Origin of the sequence: Jiangella endophytica, assembly GCF_003427025.1 — a bacterium.
Lineage (GTDB): Bacteria > Actinomycetota > Actinomycetes > Jiangellales > Jiangellaceae > Jiangella > Jiangella endophytica.
Genome location: NZ_QVAI01000026.1, coordinates 34,806 through 54,631, shown reverse-complemented (window position 1 = coordinate 54,631; position 19,826 = coordinate 34,806). Strand labels below are relative to the sequence as shown.

Below are 19,826 nucleotides of genomic sequence, written 5' to 3'. Positions count from 1 at the left end.
GATGCTCTCCGTACGCGACGTCACCTTCCGCCACGGGCGCACCACCATCCTGCACGGCGTCGGCTTCGACCTGAACCGGGGCGACTTCTGCGGGCTGCTCGGGCCCAACGGCTCGGGCAAGTCGACGCTGGCCAAGATCCTCGCCCGCGTGTACCGGCCCGAGTGCGGCGCGGTGACCTACGACGGTGCCGACGTCCTGGGCATGTCTCGCCGCGAGGCCGCCCGCCTCATCGCCTACGTCCCGCAGAGCAGTGAGGTCGCCTTCGACCTGAGCGTGCGCGACGCGGTCCTCCTGGGCCGCAACCCGCACATCCGGGTCCAGCCGGCGGCACGCGACTGGGAGGTCGTGGAGTCGGCGCTCGACCTGCTGCGGCTCGGCGACCTGGCTGACCGGAGCGTCGCCTCGCTGTCCGGAGGGCAGGCCCAGCGGGTGCTGATCGCCCGCGCGCTGGCGCAGGAGCCGCGGATCCTGATGCTCGACGAGCCGACCAGCGCGCTGGACCTGCGCTATCAGATCGAGACGTTGCAGCTCATCCAGGAGATCACGGCCAGCCGCCAGATCATCTCGTTGATCGCCATCCACGAACTCACCCACGCTCACTTCTTCTGCAACCAGGTGGTGTTGCTCGACCAGGGCCGGGTGGCCGCCGCAGGCGCACCGGACGCGGCCCTGTCGGCCGAGCGCATCTCCGACCTCTACGGCATCGACGTCGTGGTCCGCCCCAGCGGATCCCGCGTCGAGATCTTTCCTGCCCTGTTCGACTCCGGAGGAGACACCCATGACAACGCCGGCCGATGAGCGCCACGCACTGGTGACGGCGGGCTGGGTCGACGCCCGCCGTCACGACCCCGCCCTGGTCATCGTCGACGCCACGGTGCTGCGCAGCGAGGACGGCGGACGGCGGGTGTGGCTGTCCGGCCGTCCGTCGTTCGGCGACATCGGGCACCTGCCCGGCGCGCGGTTCGCCGATCTGCTCGGCGATCTCTCCGACCCGGACGGCGCGACGGCGTTCACCCGGCCGGCGCCGGCCCGGCTCGCCGCGGCACTGGCCGCCCTCGGGATCACCCGCGAGACCACCGTGGTCGCCTACGACACCGGGGAGACCCGCTGGGCCGCACGCCTGTGGTGGCTGCTGCGCGGCATCGGCCACCCCGATGTCCGGGTGCTCGACGGCGGCCGGGACGCCTGGGTGCGCGCCGGACTGCCGCTCGAACGTGGCACGGGCGACTGGACGCCAGCGCAGCGGTACGGGGCTATCGACGAGCAGGACGTCTACGCCACCCGGGAGCAGGTCAGGGAGGCCAGCGACGGCCGGCGGGCCGGCGTCCTCGTCCACGCGCTGGACCACGAGTCGTACTCTGGCGGGCATATCGCGGGCGCGGTGAACGTGCCGTGGCAGTCGCTCCTCGCGGCCGACGGCACGCTGGACGCCGGGCCGCGGGCGCGGCGCCGGCTCCTCGACGCGGCCGGGCCCGAGCCGGCCGTCGCCTACTGCGGCAGCGGGATCTCCGCGACCCTCGTGCTGCTCGCCCTGCACGAGGCCGGACGTGAGCCGGGTCTGCTGTACGACGGGTCGCTCGCCGACTGGGCCTGGCACGACGAGCCGCTCGTGACCGGCGGCGACCCGCGGTGACCCGGCGGTTGCTGCTGAACTTCAACATCGACCCCATCGGGCACCACCACGCCGCCTGGCGGCACCCCGACACCGACCCGCGCCTAGCCACCGACTTCGAGTACTACGCCCGGCTCACCACCCACGCCGAGGATGCCGGTGTCGACGCCGTGTTCATCGCCGACGGGCTGTCCCACCGGGCCGGCGACACCTGGAACCCGGTGCTCGGATTCGAGCCGTTCACGCTGTTCAGCGGGCTCGCTGCGCGGACCAACCGGATCGGGCTGATCCTCACGGTGTCCTCAACCTTCTCGCCGCCGTACACGGTGGCCCGGCAGTTCGCCTCGCTGGAACACCTCAGCGGCGGCCGCTCGGGCATGAACATCGTGACCACCACCTCGGACGCCGCGGCCCGCAACTACGGTCTGGACGCGCTGCCCGATCACCCGACGCGGTACCGGCGCGCCCACGAGTTCACCCGGGTGCTGGTGGACCTCTGGAGGTCGTGGGACGCCGACGCGCTGGCGCCCGACGCGGCGGCGAACCGGTTCGTCCGCGACGGCGCCGTCCGCCCGATCGACCACGTGGGCGAGTTCTACCGCATCGACGGCCCGCTCAACTCTCCGCGTTCGCCGCAGGGCCGGCCGGTGATCGTCCAAGCCGGCTCATCTGAGGACGGCCGCGACTTCGCCGCCCGCCACGCCGACGTCGTCTACACCATCAGCCAGTCGCTCGACACCGCGCAGGAGTTCTACCGCGACGTCAAGGGCCGGGCCGCAGGCGCCGGGCGCGATCCCGGCCAGGTGAAGATCCTGCTCGGCGTCCGGGTGCTGGTGGAACCGGAACGTGCGGCCGCGCGGGCCAAGGCCGCCGAGCTGAACGACCTGCTGCCCTACGAGCACAAACTGGCCGGCATCTCGCGCATCCTGGAGGTCGACCTGACCACGTTGGCCCCGGACGACCCGCTGCCGCCGCTGCCCGCTCCGCGGGACGGCCACCGGTTCCAGACCCAGCTCGTGATGGTCCGCGCGCTCGTGGAGCACGGCGAGGTCCGGACGGCGCAGGACCTCATCGAGCGCCTCGACGGCGGCCAGGGGGTGTCGAGCATCACCGGGGATCCCGGCGACGTGGCCGACCATCTCGAGGAATGGTTCGCCGAGGGAGCGGCGGACGGCTTCACGATCCTTCCTCAGGTCACCCAGAGCAGCGGCCCGAACGTCCTGGACCTCGTCGTCCCGGAGCTGCGGCGCCGCGGTCTCGTGGGCGACCCGCCGCCGGGACGCACCCTCAAGGAGCGGCTGGGTCTGCGGTACTGAGTGGAGCGTCCCGTCACCGTCCGCCAAGGGATCGGGCCACCGTCGGCGAGATCGGCCGGCCCGGTGCGTTCGGGTCCGCGTTGCGCACGAAGTTGACCCAGTAGGCGCTCATCTGGTCGCGCAGCCTGTAGTCGGCCTTCTCGTAGCTGGCGTCGCTGTCCTGGCCGAGGTTGTCGTAGGCGTACATCACTTCCGCGCCGTGGTAGGCGCGGAAGTTCTCGAGGCCGTCCTCTGGCGGGGTGCGGGTGAAGTGATAGAGGTAGGCGGGCACGTCGCCGGTCCGCGTCTGCAGGTGCGCCCAGCGGTACATGGCTCGGGTCATGACGACGCGGACCCCACCGCGCGGGCGGCCCGCGACGCCAGCCTGGCGGTCGCCGCCGTCCGCGCCTCCTCGACGCTCGCGTCGGTCGAGGTCGGGACCAGGTTGTTCGAGCTTGCGGGCACCCGCTCGGCGCTGGCGGGCGCTCGGCCTGGACCGGCGCTGGCGCAACGCCCGCACCCACACCCTGCACGACCCGGCCACCTGGAAACTGAAGCATCTTGGACGGTGGATCGTGGACGGCGCCGAGCCGCCCAATCACGCTCAGATCTGAGCCACGAGCCCACGCCTCGGGATCAGGCGTCGAAGGTGCTGACGATGATGTCGGTGATCTGGCGGGCCAGCGCGCTGGTGTTCGTGTGGTGCCGTGCTACGACGACCTCCAGCTCTTCGTCGGCGATGGGGACGAACGCCAGGTCCTTCCAGCCGACGGGCACGTTCGGGACGACGGTGACGCCCAGCCCCGCGCGGACGAGACCGAGCATGGTCTCGGCGTTCGCCGCGGTGACGGTGACGTTCGGGGTGAACCCGTTCAGCCGGCAGAGCGCGGCGAAGTTCTCGGCGTACAGTCCGGTCGACGCGATCCAGGTCTCGTTCGCAAGCTCTGTGAGCGCCACCGTCCGGCGAGCGGAGAACCGATGCCCGACCGGCACGGCGACGAAACGGGCCGTGGTGCCGACGTGGGTCAGGGTGAGGTCGCTGGTGTCGATCTCGATGACGTCCGGCAGATGGAAGATCGCCAGATCAAGCTCCTGGCCGCGGATCGCGGTCAGCAGGTCGTCGAGGATGAACGACTCCAGCGTCATGGTGAGGTCGGGCAGCTGCCGCTCGATGGCGGTCATCAGCCTAGGGATCTCCGCACGCGCCCATGTCGTCAGGTAGCCCACCTTGATCCGGCGTGACTCCAGCTCCTGAGCGGACCGCAGCGAGCGCACGGCCGCGTCAAGGGTGCCAAGCGCCTGCTGCGTGGCCACGTACAGGGTCGCACCGTCCGCGGTGAGCTTGACCCCGGCGGTGGACCGTTCGAAGAGCGCGAATCGGAGCTGTTGCTCCAGCTTCTTGATCTGCTGGCTGACCGCGGGCTGCGAGACGTAGAGCAACTCGGCGGCCCGGCGGTAGTTCAGTTCGCGCGCGACGACGACGAAGGTCTCCAGCAGGCGCAGGTCGAATCCGACCCGGATTGCCGACGACTCCATAAGGGCAAGTTATCGGCAGTTCACCAGACGGACTTGGACGTGTCGCTGTGAGGCGTGTCACGATCGCTCTGCCCAGTTGGTTAACCAGCGTAAATCGCGATCTTCAGCGCTTGGTGCGGGCCCTTCATCGGCGGATGAGCCGACCTTCACGGCCCATCGTCAATAAGCAGAGAGGACTTCGGTTACTTGTTCCTGACCTCAGAGCACAGCAGCGCGCCCCACCGGTCCTGGCGGGGGTGGACGGCGTGACCGGCCCCGAGACCCCAGCCGCCGTCGCGCATCCGCTCGAGCCGCTGACGCCCGAGGAGATCAGGGCGGCGTCGGCGATCCTCGTGCGTGAGCACGGCCTGGGCCCGGATCACCGGTTCGTCTACGTCGAGCTGTGCGAGCCGCCCAAGGACGTCGTCGCCGGGTTCCGCCCGGGCGACACCTGGACGCGGCAGGCGTTCGTGGTCCTGCACGACCGCGCGGCCCGCCGGGCCCTGGAAGCGGTCGTCGACCTCACCGCGGGCCGGGTCGTCAGCCTCGTCGAGGTGTCGGGGATCCAGGCGCCCATGACGAAGGAGGAGCTGCGGCTCTGCGAAGGGCTGGTCCGGCAGGATCCGCGCTGGCAGCAGGCGATGCGCGACCGGGGCGTCACCGACTTCTCGCTGGCCGTCGTGGACAAGTGGGCCGGCGGGTACACCGGTCCGCAGGACGCTCCGGACCGTCGGCGCATCGCTCGGCCGCTGACGTTCGTCAAGGACTCGCCGGACGGCAACGGCTACGCCAAGCCGGTGGAGAACCTGGTGGTCACGGTCGACCTGGACGCTCGTGAGGTCGTCGAGGTGGTCGACACCGGTGTGGTGGCGCTCCCACCCAGGCGGGGCAACTACACCCCGGACCGGATCGCCGACCCGGACAACACGCCGGCGTTTCCCGGGGTGCGCGAACCGCTGAAGCCGATCGTCATCGCCCAGCCGGACGGACCGTCGTTCACGCTGGACGGTCACGCCGTGAGCTGGGCGAACTGGCGGCTGCGCGTCGGCTACACGCCGCGCGAGGGCCTCGTGCTCCACCAGATCACCTACGTCGACCGCGGCGTCGAGCGGCCCGTCATTCATCGCGCCTCGTTGGCGGAGATGTACGTGCCCTACGCCGACCCGGGCGACACGCACTGGAACAAGAACGTCTTCGACGAGGGCGAGTACGGCCTGGGCGCCATGGCCAACAGCCTGGTGCTCGGCTGCGACTGTCTGGGTGAGATCAGCTACCTCGACGCGTACGTCGCCGATCAGGACGGCCAGCCGGTGCGGATCGAGAACGCGATCTGCGTTCACGAGGAGGACGCCGGCATCGGCTGGAAGCACACCGACTCGAGCGGCGCGGCCGAGGTGCGGCGCAACCGCCGGCTGGTCATCTCCGTGTTCACGACCGTGGGCAACTACGACTACGGCTTCTACTGGTACCTGTACCTGGACGGGACGATCGAGTTCGAGTCGAAGCTCACCGGCGTGCTGTCGACCGGCGCGGTCGACGACGGGTCCGAGCCGCGGTTCGGCGCACTGGTGGCGCCCGGCCTCTACGGGCCGAACCACCAGCACTTCTTCGGCCTTCGGCTCGACATGGCCGTCGACGGCGACCGGAACGACCTCTACTCCGTGCACGCCGAGGCCGCCGACGACGAGACCGACCCGCGGGGCAACGCGTGGCGGCAGGTGTACACGCACCTGGACACCGAGCACGCCGCCCGGCAGCTCGCCGACCCGGCCATCGGCAAGTCCTGGCTCGTCGCGAACGCCGACCGGCGCAGCGCGCTGGGCTCGCTCATCGGGTACAAGCTGGAGTTGGGCGGCTCGCTGACGCTGCCCCTCGCCAGGCCCGGATCGCAGCAGGCCGAACGCGGAGGGTTCGCGACGAAGCACCTGTGGGCCACGCCGTACAGTCCGCGCGAGCGCTACGCGGCCGGCGAATACGTCGCGCAGCATCCCGGCGGAGGCGGGCTGCCGGCGTACACCGGTCAGGACCGATCGCTGGCCGGCGCGGACCTGGTGCTGTGGCCGGTGCTGTGCGCCCACCACGTGGTCCGTCCCGAGGACTGGCCGGTCATGCCGGTGGCGACGGTCGGGCTGCACCTCAGGCCGCACGGCTTCTTCGACGGCAACCCGATGCTCGACCTGCCGCCGGAGGGCGGTCACGCCGGCCATGGCGCGGCGCCGTCGTGTCATGCCGACGGCCGGCACGGGAGCTGACCGATGACGGCCGAACCCCGGCAGGTGGTCGTGCGCGGGCCCGCGTTGCCCGCGATCGCCGCGGCATGCGCGGTCCTCTCGGCGGTGCTGCACGTGCTGACGGCCTGGTCGTCGGACGCCTCGGGCGCCGTTGTCATGACGGTCCTGGCGCTGGCGTGCGCCGGCTGCGCGGCCGACGTGTGGCGCCGGCCGGAGCAGCGGGCCTGGACGATGATGCTTGTCTTCAGCGCGGCGATGGTCCTGGCACACGCCGTGTTCGGCCATGGCGCCGCCAGTTCCGGCGCCGTCGCCGTGGGGCAGCACGCGCACACGGCGCCGGGCACGCCCGGCGGCCTGTTCATGAGCGTCGCGCTGTGGCTGGCGGTCGCGGAGATGGTGCTGGCGTCGGCCGCCCTGCTCGGCCGGAGAGGACGGAACCGATGAGCACGGGATGGGTCTGGCGGGACGACTACAGCTGGTACGACATGGGGCACAGCCCAGGGCTGATCCCGCCCGGGCGGTACGTGGAGCCCGGCGATCACCTGGACCAGCCCGCGACCCGGCAGCGGGCCGCGTCGTTGATCAGGGTGAGCGGCCTGGCCGACCGCCTGACTCCGGTGCCGGCGACGGCGGCGACCGACGAGCAGTTGCTGCGCGTGCACACGCCCGACTACCTCGACTTCCTGATCGGCCAGGACGCCCTGCCCAAGGGCGGCTACGCCGACCGGGGGCTCTGGCGCAGCCCGTTCGGGCACGGGAACCTGGAGATCGCCCGGCTCAGCGCGGGCGGCGTCGTGGCGGCGACGAAGGCGGTGCTCGACGGCGCGGTGTCGAACGCGTACGCGCTGGTGCGCCCGCCCGGTCACCATGCGCTGCCCGACCGTGGCATGGGGCTGTGCGTCTTCGCGAACGTGGCCGTCGCGGCCGAGGCGGCACGTCAAGAGCACGGCGTGGGCCGGGTGGCGGTGATCGACTGGGACGTCCACCACGGCAACGGCACGCAGGAGATCTTCTGGGACGACCCGCACGTGCTCACCGTCTCGATGCACCAGGACCGGCTCCTGCAGCTCAGTACCGGCGACGTCGAAGAGGTCGGCGGTCCGGACGCGCTCGGCGCCTGCCTGAACGTCCCGCTGCCGCCGGGTTCGGGCTCGCAGGCGTACCGGGAGGCGTTCACTCGGATCGTGGCGCCGCGGGTCCGGGCGTTCGCGCCGGAGCTGATCCTGGTGGCCAGCGGCTACGACGCGTCGTTCTTCGATCCGAACGGGCACATGCTGCTGGGCGTCGGGGACTACCGGTGGCTGGCCGGGCAGGTGGCGGAGCTCGCGGCCGAGGTCTGCCAGGGCCGGCTCGTCGTGGCTCATGAGGGCGGGTACTCGCCGTCCTACGTCCCGTACTGCACGCTCGCCGTCGTCGAGACGCTCGCCGGTGAGGACACCGGGATCGGCGACCCGGCCGGGTTCATCGTGGAGACGAACCCGTTCCAGGACCTCACCCCGGAGCAGGCGCGCGTCATCGACCGCCTGGAGGCCGTCCTGGACGAGGCGGTGGCGCCGTGAACCCGGCCCTGCGGCGTGGCCTGACCGGGCTCGGCGTCTTCGTGGCCGTGCTGGAGGTCTTCCCGCGCACCGACGTCGTCGGGCGGGGCTACCTGCCGCCCTTCAGCTCCATCGTGTCGGCGCTGGGCCGTCAGGTGGGCGAGCCGGCGTTCTGGTCTGCGCTCCTGGACACCCTGCGCGGCTGGTCGGCCGGCCTGGGCATAGCCGCCGTCGCCGGGCTCGTCCTCGGGGTGGCCATCGGCGTCGTTCCCCCTCTGCGCTCCCTGACCGCGTCGACGATCGAGTTCCTGCGTCCCATCCCGTCGGTGGCGCTGATCCCGCTGGCGGTCCTGCTGTACGGCACCGGTATGCGCTCGACCGTGCTGCTGATCGTCTACGCGAGCTTCTGGCAGGTCCTCGTGCAGGTGCTCGACGGCGTCCGCGACGTCGATCCGGTGGCCGCCGAGACCGCCCGCAGCTACCGGTTCGGGCTGCGCACGCGGATCCGGACCGTCGTGTGGCCCACGGCGCTGCCCTATGTGCTGACCGGGCTGCGGCTCGCCGCGACCGTCGCGCTCGTCCTCGCCATCACCGGCGAGCTGGTGATCGGATCGCCCGGGCTCGGCCGGCAGATCGCGCTCGCTCAGTCCGCCGGGGCGGTGGAGACGATGTACGCGCTGGTGGTCGTGGCCGGCCTGCTCGGGGTCGCGGTGAACCTGTCGATCCGCGCCGTCGAACGCCGTACGCTGCGATGGCACGTGTCGGTGCGGCGAGAGGCCGCCGCATGAGACTGCTCCGCTCGACGCTCACCGCCGCCGCCTTGCCGGTCGCGCTCGTGACGGCCTGGTGGCTGATCTCCCGTGGCAGCCAGAGCTTCTTCTGGCCGCCGCTGAGCGACATCGTCGCTGAACTGCGCCCGACCTGGCTCGGCGAGCGGCTGCGGGCCGACGTCGTGCCGTCGCTGCTGCGCCTGGCCACGGGCTACGCCCTGGCGTTGGCCGCCGGGATCCTGGCCGGTCTGGCGATCGGACTGTCGGCCAGGCTGCGGCAGTACTGCGAGCCCGTCCTGGAGTTCTGCCGTTCCATCCCGCCGCCGGTGCTGATCCCGATCATCATGTTGTTCGCCGGCATCGGCGACCAGATGAAGGTGATCGTGATCGTCTCCGGGTGCGTCTGGCCGGTCCTGCTCAACACCGCCGAGGGCGCCCGGGCGATCGACGAGGTGCTGCGGGACACCGCCCGCGTGTACCGCCTGCGCCCGGCGGCCAGATTCCGGCACCTCCTGCTGCGCGGCGCCAGTCCGCACATCGTGACCGGCGCCCGGCAGGCGCTGTCGATCGCCATCATCCTCATGGTCATCAGCGAGATGTTCGCCGCGAGCAACGGCCTGGGTTTCGCGACCGTGCAGTTCCAGAGGTCCTTCGCGATCCCGCAGATGTGGTCGGGGATCCTCCTGCTCGGCGTCATCGGCGTGACCCTCGCGCTGGCCTTCAAGCTCGTCGAGAACCGGGTTCTGGCCTGGTACTTCGGCCTCCGGCGGCACCAATGAGAGGGCATCCATGACCACAGCACCCGTACTCGCGGTCGACCACGTCCGGAAGATCTACGCCGGCGGGGACCGCCGGGTCGAGGCCGTGCGGGACCTGCACTTCGAGGTCACCGCCGGCGAACTGGTGTGCGTCGTCGGCCCGTCCGGCGCGGGCAAGACGACGTTGCTGCGCTGCATCGCGGGACTGCTCGACGTCACCGGCGGAGAGGTGCGCTTCGAGGGCGCGCCCATCGACGGGCCGCCGCGCGGGATGGCTGTGGTCTTCCAGGAGTACGGGCGCAGCCTCTTCCCCTGGATGACGGTGCGGGCGAACGTCGAGCTCCCGCTAAAGGAGAAGAGGGTCCCGCGCGAGCGCCGCGCGGTCCTGGTGCGCGATGCGCTCGCCACGGTCGGCCTCGACGACGTCCACGACGCGTATCCGTGGCAGCTCTCCGGGGGCATGCAGCAGCGTGTCGCGATCGCCAGGGCGGTCGCCTACGGGCCGCACGTGCTGCTGATGGACGAGCCGTTCGCCGCCGTCGACGCGCAGACCCGGGCCGACCTCGAGGATCTCGTGCGCGCGCTGTGGTCGCGGCTCGGCGTGACCGTCCTCTTCGTCACCCACGACATCGACGAGGCCGTCTACCTCGGCCAACGCGTGCTCGTCCTGTCCAACTCGCCGACCGTCGTCCTCGAGGACGTCGCCGTCGACCTGCCCGCGGCGCGCGATCAGCTCAGCACCCGCGCGCTGCCCCGGTTCGCCGAGCTGCGCGCTCACGTCTACGGCCTCGTCCAGCAGGCCAAGCGGGGCGCACGCACGGTCATGGCGGACCCCACGGCCATCGGCCGACCGAACGTCTACGAAGGGAGGACCACATGAGGCGCATTGCAGTGATCGTCGCCGTCGTCGTCCTGGCCGTGACCGCGGCCTGCGGCGAGGGAGAGGACGACGACGGGGTGCGGGACGTGACCATCGGGCTGCTGCCGGCGTCGGTCACCGCCGCCATCCATGTCGGCATCGACCAGGGCTTCTTCGAGGAGGAAGGACTCGACCTGTCGGTCGAGACCGGCCAGGGCGGCGCCGCGCTGCTGCCGGCGGTGTCGTCCGGCCAGATGGAGTTCGCCTCCAGCACGCCGGTGTCGCTGCTGCTGGCCCGCGATCGTGGCCTGGACGTGCGCGTCATCGCGCCGTGGACCGGTGACGGCACCGCGGCCGAGGGCACGGTGGCGTCCGCGAACGTGGTGCTCGCCGCCGACCCCGCGATCCGCGGCGCGGCCGACCTGGACGGCCGGACGGTCGCCATCAACGCCCTCACCAGCGTGGGCGACCTGACCATCCGAGAGGCCGTGCGGCAGGCCGGTGGCGACCCGGACGGCGTGACGTTCGTGGAGATGGGCTTCGCGGACATGCCGGCCGCGCTCGCGCAGGGGAACGTCGACGGTGTGTGGACGGCCGAGCCGTTCATCAGCAGCTTGATCGCCGAGGGCCATCACGCCGTCGAGGGCACCAACAACTCCGACGCGGTGCCCCAGATGCCGACCCAGCTCATCTTCACCTCGGGCGGTCTGATCGAGAGCGACCCCGAACTGGTGGCGGCGATGACCCGGGCTCTGGAGAAGACGCTGGCCTACGTCGGCGAGCATCCCGACGACGTCCGCGCACACGTCCCGACGGTGCTCAGCGAGCTCGATCCGGACATCGTCGCGCGGCTCGATCTCGACGTCTACGACACCGAGGTGCCGCGGGATCCGCTCGTGCGGGTCGGCGAACTGCTGGAGCTCGAGGGCTGGATCGAGAACCCGGCCGACATCGACGGACTGCTCCCGTGACCAGGTGCGGCCGGTGGCGCCGGTGACCGGGTCCTCCGGCAGCGACGAGGTCTGGCAGGACGGCGCCTCGGTCCGCGTCGCCGGACGGTTCGATGTGGTGGTCGTCGGCGGTGGGCCGTCCGGCGTGTGCGCCGCGATCGCCGCCGCCCGGACGGGCGCCCGGACCGCGCTCGTCGAGCGCGCGGCGTTCCTCGGCGGCACCGCGACCGGCGCCATGGTCGCCAGTCTCATGGGCTTCTTCTGGCGGGACCGTCGTGTCGTCGGCGGCCTGCCCCTCGAGGTCACGCATCGCCTGGAGCAGCGCGGTGCGTCGCCCGGCTTCGGCCGCTACGTCCTCGCCGAGGCGAGCGACGACCCGCTCGACGTCATCACGTTCCCGTTCGACCCGGAACTCCTGAAGATCGTCCTCGACGACATGCTCGTCGACGCCGGGGTCCAGCCGTACCTGCATGCGCAGGCGGTCGCCCCGCTCATGGAGGACGGGGTGTGCGCCGGCGTCGTGTATCAGGGCGTCGTCGAGCGCAAGGCGCTGCGCGCCGGCGTCGTCGTCGAGGCGAGCGCGAACGGCACCATCGCGGTCCAGGCCGGAGCCGCCCGCGAGGGCGAACGTGCCGACCCGCGCAAGCGGCAGCCGATGACCCAGATCGCACGCGTCGTCGGTGTCGACGTGGCGCGTTTCCGGTCGCTGCCACGCGAGGACAAGCACCGGATCGCCGAGGAGGGCCTGCGGCGCGGAGTGCTCGCGCAGAAGCTGCTGTCCATCGTCAGCTCCCCGCACGGCGACGACGCGATCGTACTGATGACCCGGGTCTCCGGGCGTGACGGGACGGACGAGGCGCAACTGGCCCTCGCGGAGATCGACGGGCGCCGGATGGTCGACCGGCTGATCCCGTTCCTGCGCACGGAGCTGCCGGGGTTCGAGAACGCCCGGCTCGGCACCCTCGCCTCCTGGATCGGGGTGCGCGAGACCTGGCGGGTCATCGGCCGGTACGTGGTGGACGGGGACGACGTGCACACAGGGACGTCCTTCGCCGACACGATCGCGCTCGGCGGCGGCCCCATCGACACCCATCACGCCGACGGCTCGGGGCTGTCTCTCGTGGTGCCGCGGCAGCCGTTCCAGATCCCCTACCGCGCCCTCGTGCCGGCGGGTGTCGAGGGGATGCTCGTGACCGGGCGGTGCATCTCGGCGACCAGCGAGGCCATGGCCGGGATCCGGCACATGGGGACCGTGATGGCGCTGGGCGAGGCCGCCGGCACGGCCGCCGCGCTCAGCGTCGCGGCGCGGACGCGGCCGGCCGATCTCGATCCCGAGGTGCTCCGCGCGCGCCTCGAACACGCCGGGGCGATCCTCGATCCGGCGCGGAGCCGGCCGTTCACCGGCAGCTGAGTCCCAGCCTCAGCGCAGACCAAGGGAGGAACGGAGTATGGCAGGCACGCGACAGCACGAGCTCGTGGCCCGGCTCGACACCCTCGAGGAGGGCGACGCGTTCGACGTCATCGTGCTCGGGGCCGGCGCGGCCGGCCTGACCGCCGGTGCGCTGGCCGCCGGCGCCGGTGCTCGGGTGCTGATCGTCGAGGCGGCCGGGCTCGTCGGCGGTACCAGCGCCCTGACGGCGGGAACGCTCTGGGCGCCCGGCCGGTACGGGAGCGACGGTCTCTCGCCTGCGGAGGACCGGGTGCGGGCCGGACGGTACCTGGAGCAGCTGATCGGGGCCGACGACCTGGCGGCGCTGCGTGAGACGTTCCTCGACGAGGCGGGTGCCGCCATCGAGCTCATCGAGCGCACCACGGCGGCGCGGTTCGTCCAGCGCTCGCACCACCCGGACTACGTCGGTGACGTCGACGGCGCCGCGATCCAGGGACGCGCCATCGAGGCCGTCGACTTCGACGGCCGGCTCCTCGGGCCGGCCCTCGCGCTGATCCGGCCGCCCCTGAAGGAGTTCACGGTGCTCGGCGGGTTCGCCCCGAACCGGGACGAGACCGCGGCGTACAGCGTAATCGCGACCGACCCGCTCAGTGCCGGCTCGTTCCGCGCCGCGTTGCAGGCCGCGCCACGGATGATCCGGCACGTCGGCGACCGGGTGCGCGGCCGCCGCTCCTCGCACCTGACGATGGGCAATGCGCTCGTCGGGCGGCTGCTGTACACGCTCCTGTCCCGGCCGACGGCCACGGTGCTCCTGCACACCGAGGCGACGGAGCTGGTCACCGGTGACTCCGGGGTCACCGGTGTCCGGCTGCGATCGGGCACCGTGGGGCGGACGCTCACAGTCCGGAGCGCGCTGATATCGGCTACCGGCGGGTTCAACCGCGACGGCGCACGCCGCGCCGAGCTGCTGGGCACGACGCCGGAGCGGTGGAGCGCCGTGGCCGACGGCAACCGCGGCCGGGCCCACCGGCTGCTCGAGGGGGCCGGCGCCGCGTTCGTCCGCCAGGGCAGCGACGCGTTCTGGGCGCCGGTGTCGCTGCCGGCCCGCCGCGACGGCAGCCAGGGCGTCTATCCGCACTTCGCGCTGGACCGGGGCAAGCCCGGATTCCTCGTGGTCGACAGCGGGGGACGCCGGTACCTGGACGAGTCCCAGGCCTACCACACCTTCGGCGAGACGATGATCGCCCACGACGTCGTCCCGCCGGCCTTTCTGATCGCCGATGCCGCCGCGGTGCGCCGGTACGGCATCGGCGCGGTGCGGCCGGGTGGGTGGGGGCTGCGCCGGCGACTCCGGGAGGGCTACGTGGTGCAGGCCGGTGACCCGGCCCGGCTGGCCGACGCCCTGGGCGTCGACAACGACGTGCTGCGGCAGACGATCGAACGCTTCAACGCCGACGCCGAGCGAGGCCTGGACACGCAGTTCTGCCGGGGCGAGACGCCGTACCAACGCAACTTGGGAGCTCGCGGCAGGGAGCCGAACCCGTCGCTCGGCCCGCTGCGCACTCCGCCCTACTACGCGGTCCGGCTGTATCCGGGCGACATCGGCTCGGCGTCGGGCTTCGCGACCGACGAGCGGGCACGGGCTCTCGACGCCGGTGGGCGGCCGATCGGCCGGCTGTACATCCTTGGCAGCGACATGCGCTCGATCATGGGCGGCCGGTATCCGGGTCCGGGCATCACCCTGGGCCCTGCCGTGGTGTTCGCCCATCTCGCGGTCCGGCACGCCTTGGGTGAGGACTACGCATCGTGATCACGTCACGTTATGAGTACGTCTCGGATCGGACTTGGACACCGGCTTGGAATTGCTCCAAGGTCGTGGGCTAGCAGGGTGAAGGCGGGTCATCCGCCGTGAAGCGTCGCGGACATCGTCGACGAAGCCATGATCGGGGCTTATCAATCGTGAAGGGAACCAGCATGGCCAGAATCACCTTCGGCGCCGGCCTGGCCGTCCTCGCCGCCCTCGTGCTGGCGGCGTGCAGCGAGCAGCCGGCCGCCGACACCGACGTCGAGGCGGCGTCGGCGGAGGAGACCCCCGTTCCGGTGGACTTCCTCACCGTCGAGCCGGGCAGTGGCGAGGGCCTGCGGGTCGGCTACATCTCGGCCAACGAGGCCGTCCCCGTCAACCACCAGTACACCGAGAGCGTGCGCGAATACGCAGGCATCGCCGGCATCGAGCTGGTCGTGTGCGACGCGGAGGGCCAGGCGTCGACGGCGCTGGACTGCGCCCGCCGATTCAGCGCGCTCGACCTCGACGCGTACTTCCTCTACCAGCTTACCGTGTCGGCAGCGGAGTCGATCTGCGCGGCCGGTCCGGACGTCCCGGTGATCGGTCTGAACTTCCCGCAGAAGCCCTGCGAGGAGGTCAACATCAGGGTTGACAACTTCGAGGCCGGGCGGCTGGGCGGAGAGGCCCTGGGCCGTCACATCGAGGAGAGCTTCGACTGCGAGTACGACCTGTACGTGTCGATCGAGCTGAGCATGCTGGGTGACGCGAACACCCAGCGCATGGGCGGATTCCGGGAGGGCTTCGCATCGGTGTGTGGTGAGATCACCGACGAGCGCACGTTCGAGGCTCTGACGCCGACCGAGGCGCGAGACGCGTTTCGGGACCTGCTCAGCTCCGTGCCCACGGCAGAGCGCATCATGGTCGTCGGTGTCGCCGACTATGCCGTGCTCGGCGCCCACAGCGCCGCGCAGGCCGCCTCCCGCGAGGACGACGTGTTCTTCGCCGGTCAGGCGCTGGACTCCTCGGCCGTGTGCGAGCTGGCCACCAACCCGAACTTCATCACCAGCGTCGCCTATTTCCCCGAGCGGCTGGGCGAGGTCGCGATCCCGTACCTGCTCCAGGTCCTGGACGGTGAGGAGCTTCCGGGCGCGGTGCTGGGTACGCCGGTCGAGGTCGCGAACGCCGCCAACGTCGGCGATCTGTACGACACGACGGGCTGTTGACGATGTGCGCACAGCTGGCCCTGAGGGGCATCCTTAAAGGCTTCGCCGGCGTGCCGGTACTCCATGGCATCGACCTGCAGGTCGGCCGGGGTGAGGTGCTGGCGCTGCTGGGCGAGAACGGCGCGGGCAAGTCCACCCTGGTCAAGATCATTGCCGGGGTAGAGGCGCCCGACGCCGGTGTCATCGAGATCGATGGCACGACGACCGGCGCCCTCACTCCGCAGGACTCCCGGGACCACCGCATCGGCTACATCTCGCAGGAGATCACCGACGCGGGGTCGCTGTCGGTGGCGGAGAACATCGCGCTCGGCCGGCTCGCGCATCGTGCCGGCCTCGTGGACTGGCCGGCGGTGCGCCGCCGGGCCCGCGAGGCGCTGGCCGAGTTGGACATGGCCGAGGTCATCGACGTCAGCGTCCCGGTCGAGCAGCTCAGTCTGGGGGAGCGGCAGCTTGTCGAGATCGCTCGCGCGATCTCGCGCGAGGTGACGGTGCTCATCCTCGACGAGCCGACCGCGGCGCTGTCGGAGTACGAGACGCAACGCCTGTTCGACCTGCTGCGGCGGCTGCGGGCGCGCGACGTCGCGATGATCTACATCACCCACCGGCTCGACGAGGTCGCGCAGATCGCCGACCGGGTCCAGGTCCTGCGTGACGGCAGGACCACCCTGCAGGCGGCGACGGCGAGCTGCGACACCGCCAGGATCGTGACTGCCATGGTCGGCGCGGAACGTTCGCGCGGTGCGGACGCCGGCACCGGCGGGCGCACCGCATCCCGCGGCGCGGACAACGACTCCGCGCCGTTGCTCTCGCTGTCGCAGGCTGGTGTCGCCGGAGCGTTCGACGCTCTGGATCTGCGGGTCGCGGCCGGCGAGGCGGTCATGCTTTACGGCAAGCTCGGCTCCGGGGCGGTCGAGGCGGTCCGGGCCGCGGCCGGCGACATTTCGTTGACGTCCGGGATCCTCCGGGTCCGGGACCAGGTCGTGCAGCGGGCGACGCCGAGCCGTCTCATCGCGCGCGGTGTCGGCCTGGTCGCCCTCGACCGCAAGGCAGAGGGACTCTTCTCGCCGTTGTCCGCGGCGCGGAACCTCGCGGTGCCGTCGTGGCGCCGCCTCGCGCACTGGTCGCGGCTCATCCGGTCCGGCGCCGAACGCGGGGTCTACGGGCGGTGGAAGGAACCGCTGTTCCTGAAGAACGTCGCCTCACCGGAGATCGAGGTCGCCCAGCTGTCCGGGGGCAACCAGCAGAAGATCCTGCTCGGCCGGTGGCTGGAGTACGGCGTGGACGTGCTCGCCCTGCTCGAGCCCACCCGCGGCGTGGACGTCGCCTCGCGCCGGGATATCTACACGGCCCTGCGCGGGTTCGTCGACGGCGGCCGCGGGGTTCTCGCCGCGACGAGCGACGTCGATGAGGCCGTCTCCTGCGCCGACCGGGTGCTCGTCATGAACCGTGGACGAGTCGTCGGCGAGTTGCGCGGTGACGACATCTGCGCCGAGGCGCTCACGAGATTGGCGGTGACGTGACATGACCACGAGACTCACGGCCGAGCCCGAGAACCGGGCTCCGGCGACGACGCGGGCACCGCAGCGGGCACCCAGGCGGCTGCCACAGGCGTGGGCGCTGGGGTCGCTGTTGATCGCGTTGAGCGTGTTCTTCTCCCTGGCGTCGCCCTACTTCCTGACGGTGTCGAACCTGCTCAACGTCGTCGACTCGATCGCGGTCACCGGCATCATCGCCGCACCCGTCACGATGCTGATGATCTCCAGCAGGTTCGACCTGTCGGTGGGTTCCTCATTGGCGTTCGCCACCGCGACCTTCGCGGTGATCGCCCGCGACACCGGTCAGGCCGCCGGGGCGCTGGCGGCCGCGGGCGGCGTGGCGCTGCTGGTCGGACTGCTGAACGCATTCTTCGTGACCGTGATCCGCGTCAACTCGCTGGTGACGACCCTCGGCATGATGGCGATCTTCGGCGGGCTCGCGCAGGTCGCCGCCGACGGCCAGTCGGTGCCGGCCGCCGCGTTCAGCGAGCTGGCGGCCACCCGGCTGCCCGGAGACATCCCGTTGTCGGTGGTGATCCTCCTCGGCGTCATGGTGCTGTGCCACGTGCTGCTCAGCTCGACGGTCTTCGGCCGCGACCTGTACGCGGTCGGGGCCAACGAGGCGGCCGCCCGGCTGAACGGCATCCGCGTCGGCCGGGTGACGCTCGTGGCCTACCTCCTGGTCGGGCTGGGCGTGCTCGTGGGCACCGTCCTGTTCCTCTCGCAGGTGCGCGGCTACGAGCCGGGCGGCGGCAGCGGCCTGGAGCTCGCCGTCCTGACGGCCGTGGTCCTCGGCGGTACGAGCCTGCAGGGCGGCCGCGGCACGATTCTCGGCACACTGTTCGGACTGCTGATCGTGGGCGTGATGAGCAACGGCCTGGTCCTGACGAACGTCGGTTCGTTCTGGCAGGGCGTGGCACAGGGGGCGCTGCTCATCTTGGCGGTCGCCTTCGATCAGTCCCGTCGTCTCACGAGGAGGCCATCGTCACGATGACCGGATTCTCGACCGCGGCGCTGCCGGGCGTCCGCGAACTGCCCGAGCGGATACGCACGGGGGTCACGTCGGCCGTCGCGGAGGTGGAGCGCTCGCTCGCGGCCATCGACGCGGCCAACGACGAGCTGCGCGCGTTCGTCCGGGTCGACCACCAGGCTGCCCTCGACGCGGCGCGACGGGTCGACCGGGCGCTCGCCGGCGGCGCCTCGCTGCCGCTGGCCGGCGTCACCGTCGGGGTCAAGGACAACATCGATGTCGCCGGTCGGCGCACGAGCGCCGGGAGCCGGATCCTGCGTGATCGGGTTCCGGCGGCCGACGCGCCCGCCGTCGCCCGGCTGACGGCCGCCGGGGCGATCGTCGTCGGCAGCACGAACATGCACGAGTTCGCGCTCGGCGGCACCAGCGACAACCCGCACTGGGGGCCGGTGGCCAACCCGCTAGGTCCGGGCCTGTCGCCCGGCGGCTCGTCGGGCGGGTCCGCGGTGGCAGTCGCCGCGGGCCTGTGCACGATCGCGCTCGGCACTGACACCTGCGGGTCGGTGCGGATGCCGGCGTCGCTGACCCGGACCGTCGGGCTGCGGCCGACCTTCGGCGCCGTCCCCGTGGAAGGCACCGTGCCGCTCGCGCCCACCCTGGACACCGTCGGGCCCATGACCCGCACGATCGCCGACAACGCCGCCGTCCTCGAGGTGCTCACGGCCCGGCCGGCGGCGCCGGACGTGCCGCTGTCCTCGTCCGTCGGGCTGCGGTTCGTGACGGCTCATGAGGGCGACGCGCTGGCCCAGCCGGTCGCCGAGACGATGTCGGCGGTGTTGGCGGCCCTGGACGGGGTCGGCCGGGTCGATCGGGCCGCCGACACCGGCTGGGTCGCGGAGTCGGTCGCTATCGCGGAGACCATGTTCCTGCGGGAAGCCGCCGATTACCACGCGCCGTGGCTGCACGCACGGGCCACCGAGTACGGCGACGACGTCCTCGCCGGGCTCCGCGTCGGCGCGGACATCACCCCGGAGCAGTACGCACGGGCCGCCGATGACCGCGCCGCGGTGGTCTCGCGATCGCTGTCGGTGCTCGGGCCCGACGGCGTCCTCGTGCTGCCGGTGTTCCCGTTCACCCGGCTCGAGCACGGCGTTGAGACCGTGCAGACGGCGGCGGGGACGTTCGAGCTCTCCTCCCCGGCAATGCTGCGCTACAACAGCGTCGCCGCCGTGGCCGGGTTCCCCGCCCTGAGCGTCCCGGCCGGACACGACGCCGACGGGCTGCCCGCGGGCATCCAGCTCGTGGGCCCACCCGGCGGCGAGGCGCGTCTGTACGCCCTCGCCACCCATCTGACCGAGCACCTCGACGCCCGCAACCCCAGGAAGTGAGCCGA

At 71.8% G+C, this 19,826-nt stretch carries 19 protein-coding genes; 17 read left to right on the top strand and 2 right to left on the bottom strand.

What is annotated here, in order from left to right:
- Position 1 precedes the first annotated feature (1 nt).
- From DZA62_RS32440 to DZA62_RS32430, 3 genes are read left to right on the top strand one after another with little or no spacing between them, the layout of a single operon-like run.
- Positions 2–799, top strand: a complete 798-nt coding sequence (locus tag DZA62_RS32440) for an ABC transporter ATP-binding protein (protein WP_116953115.1) — start codon at positions 2–4, stop codon at positions 797–799.
- Entirely contained in the window at positions 780–1,634 is an 855-nt protein-coding gene (locus DZA62_RS32435; RefSeq protein WP_116953114.1) for a sulfurtransferase, read from the top strand. Before DZA62_RS32440 ends, DZA62_RS32435 begins: the two co-directional genes overlap by 20 nt.
- The gene (locus DZA62_RS32430; RefSeq protein WP_157988046.1) at positions 1,631–2,929 is read left to right on the top strand and encodes an NtaA/DmoA family FMN-dependent monooxygenase; all 1,299 of its coding nucleotides are present in this window, start codon (positions 1,631–1,633) and stop codon (positions 2,927–2,929) included. Before DZA62_RS32435 ends, DZA62_RS32430 begins: the two co-directional genes overlap by 4 nt.
- A 13-nt stretch (positions 2,930–2,942) precedes the next feature.
- On the opposite strand, the gene DZA62_RS32425 is transcribed toward DZA62_RS32430, so the two are convergent.
- Positions 2,943–3,251, bottom strand: a complete 309-nt coding sequence (locus tag DZA62_RS32425) for a carboxylesterase family protein (protein ID WP_116953112.1) — start codon at positions 3,249–3,251, stop codon at positions 2,943–2,945.
- 112 nt (positions 3,252–3,363) lie between these two features.
- Between DZA62_RS32425 and DZA62_RS32420 the strand changes: the two genes are divergently transcribed.
- On the top strand, positions 3,364–3,522 hold the full coding sequence (locus DZA62_RS32420) for a hypothetical protein (protein ID WP_198664433.1): 159 nt from the start codon (positions 3,364–3,366) through the stop codon (positions 3,520–3,522).
- Positions 3,523–3,544: 22 nt separating this feature from the next.
- On the opposite strand, the gene DZA62_RS32415 is transcribed toward DZA62_RS32420, so the two are convergent.
- Positions 3,545–4,444 carry a LysR family transcriptional regulator gene (locus tag DZA62_RS32415; RefSeq protein ID WP_116953111.1) on the bottom strand — a complete coding sequence of 300 codons (900 nt, stop codon included), beginning with the start codon at positions 4,442–4,444 and terminating at the stop codon, positions 3,545–3,547.
- Positions 4,445–4,689: 245 nt separating this feature from the next.
- On the opposite strand from DZA62_RS32415, the gene DZA62_RS32410 reads away from it, so the two are divergent.
- From DZA62_RS32410 to DZA62_RS32355, 13 genes are all read left to right on the top strand, one after another.
- Entirely contained in the window at positions 4,690–6,675 is a 1,986-nt protein-coding gene (locus DZA62_RS32410; protein ID WP_232827663.1) for a primary-amine oxidase, read from the top strand.
- 3 nt (positions 6,676–6,678) lie between these two features.
- Complete coding sequence (locus DZA62_RS36080; RefSeq protein WP_157988045.1) at positions 6,679–7,098, top strand: hypothetical protein; 420 nt, start codon at positions 6,679–6,681, stop codon at positions 7,096–7,098.
- Entirely contained in the window at positions 7,095–8,213 is a 1,119-nt protein-coding gene (locus tag DZA62_RS32405) for a class II histone deacetylase (protein ID WP_157988044.1), read from the top strand. The genes DZA62_RS36080 and DZA62_RS32405 overlap by 4 nt, the downstream gene beginning before the upstream one ends.
- On the top strand, positions 8,210–8,980 hold the full coding sequence (locus DZA62_RS32400; protein WP_116953108.1) for an ABC transporter permease: 771 nt from the start codon (positions 8,210–8,212) through the stop codon (positions 8,978–8,980). Before DZA62_RS32405 ends, DZA62_RS32400 begins: the two co-directional genes overlap by 4 nt.
- Positions 8,977–9,741, top strand: a complete 765-nt coding sequence (locus DZA62_RS32395) for an ABC transporter permease (RefSeq protein WP_116953107.1) — start codon at positions 8,977–8,979, stop codon at positions 9,739–9,741. The genes DZA62_RS32400 and DZA62_RS32395 overlap by 4 nt, the downstream gene beginning before the upstream one ends.
- A 10-nt stretch (positions 9,742–9,751) precedes the next feature.
- Positions 9,752–10,600: an ABC transporter ATP-binding protein gene (locus DZA62_RS32390; protein WP_116953106.1), complete on the top strand. Its 849-nt coding sequence runs from the start codon at positions 9,752–9,754 to the stop codon at positions 10,598–10,600.
- Positions 10,597–11,550, top strand: coding sequence for an ABC transporter substrate-binding protein (locus tag DZA62_RS32385; protein WP_116953105.1), 954 nt, complete (start codon positions 10,597–10,599; stop codon positions 11,548–11,550). The genes DZA62_RS32390 and DZA62_RS32385 overlap by 4 nt, the downstream gene beginning before the upstream one ends.
- A gap of 13 nt (positions 11,551–11,563) precedes the next feature.
- Complete coding sequence (locus tag DZA62_RS32380; protein ID WP_116953128.1) at positions 11,564–12,940, top strand: FAD-dependent oxidoreductase; 1,377 nt, start codon at positions 11,564–11,566, stop codon at positions 12,938–12,940.
- 37 nt (positions 12,941–12,977) lie between these two features.
- Positions 12,978–14,729 carry an FAD-binding protein gene (locus tag DZA62_RS32375; protein WP_116953104.1) on the top strand — a complete coding sequence of 584 codons (1,752 nt, stop codon included), beginning with the start codon at positions 12,978–12,980 and terminating at the stop codon, positions 14,727–14,729.
- 164 nt (positions 14,730–14,893) lie between these two features.
- Positions 14,894–15,928, top strand: a complete 1,035-nt coding sequence (locus DZA62_RS32370) for a sugar ABC transporter substrate-binding protein (RefSeq protein WP_116953103.1) — start codon at positions 14,894–14,896, stop codon at positions 15,926–15,928.
- 2 nt (positions 15,929–15,930) lie between these two features.
- Positions 15,931–17,448, top strand: a complete 1,518-nt coding sequence (locus tag DZA62_RS32365; protein WP_116953102.1) for a sugar ABC transporter ATP-binding protein — start codon at positions 15,931–15,933, stop codon at positions 17,446–17,448.
- A gap of 1 nt (position 17,449) precedes the next feature.
- On the top strand, positions 17,450–18,457 hold the full coding sequence (locus DZA62_RS32360; protein WP_116953101.1) for an ABC transporter permease: 1,008 nt from the start codon (positions 17,450–17,452) through the stop codon (positions 18,455–18,457).
- On the top strand, positions 18,454–19,821 hold the full coding sequence (locus tag DZA62_RS32355; protein WP_116953100.1) for an amidase: 1,368 nt from the start codon (positions 18,454–18,456) through the stop codon (positions 19,819–19,821). The genes DZA62_RS32360 and DZA62_RS32355 overlap by 4 nt, the downstream gene beginning before the upstream one ends.
- Positions 19,822–19,826: the final 5 nt, after the last annotated feature.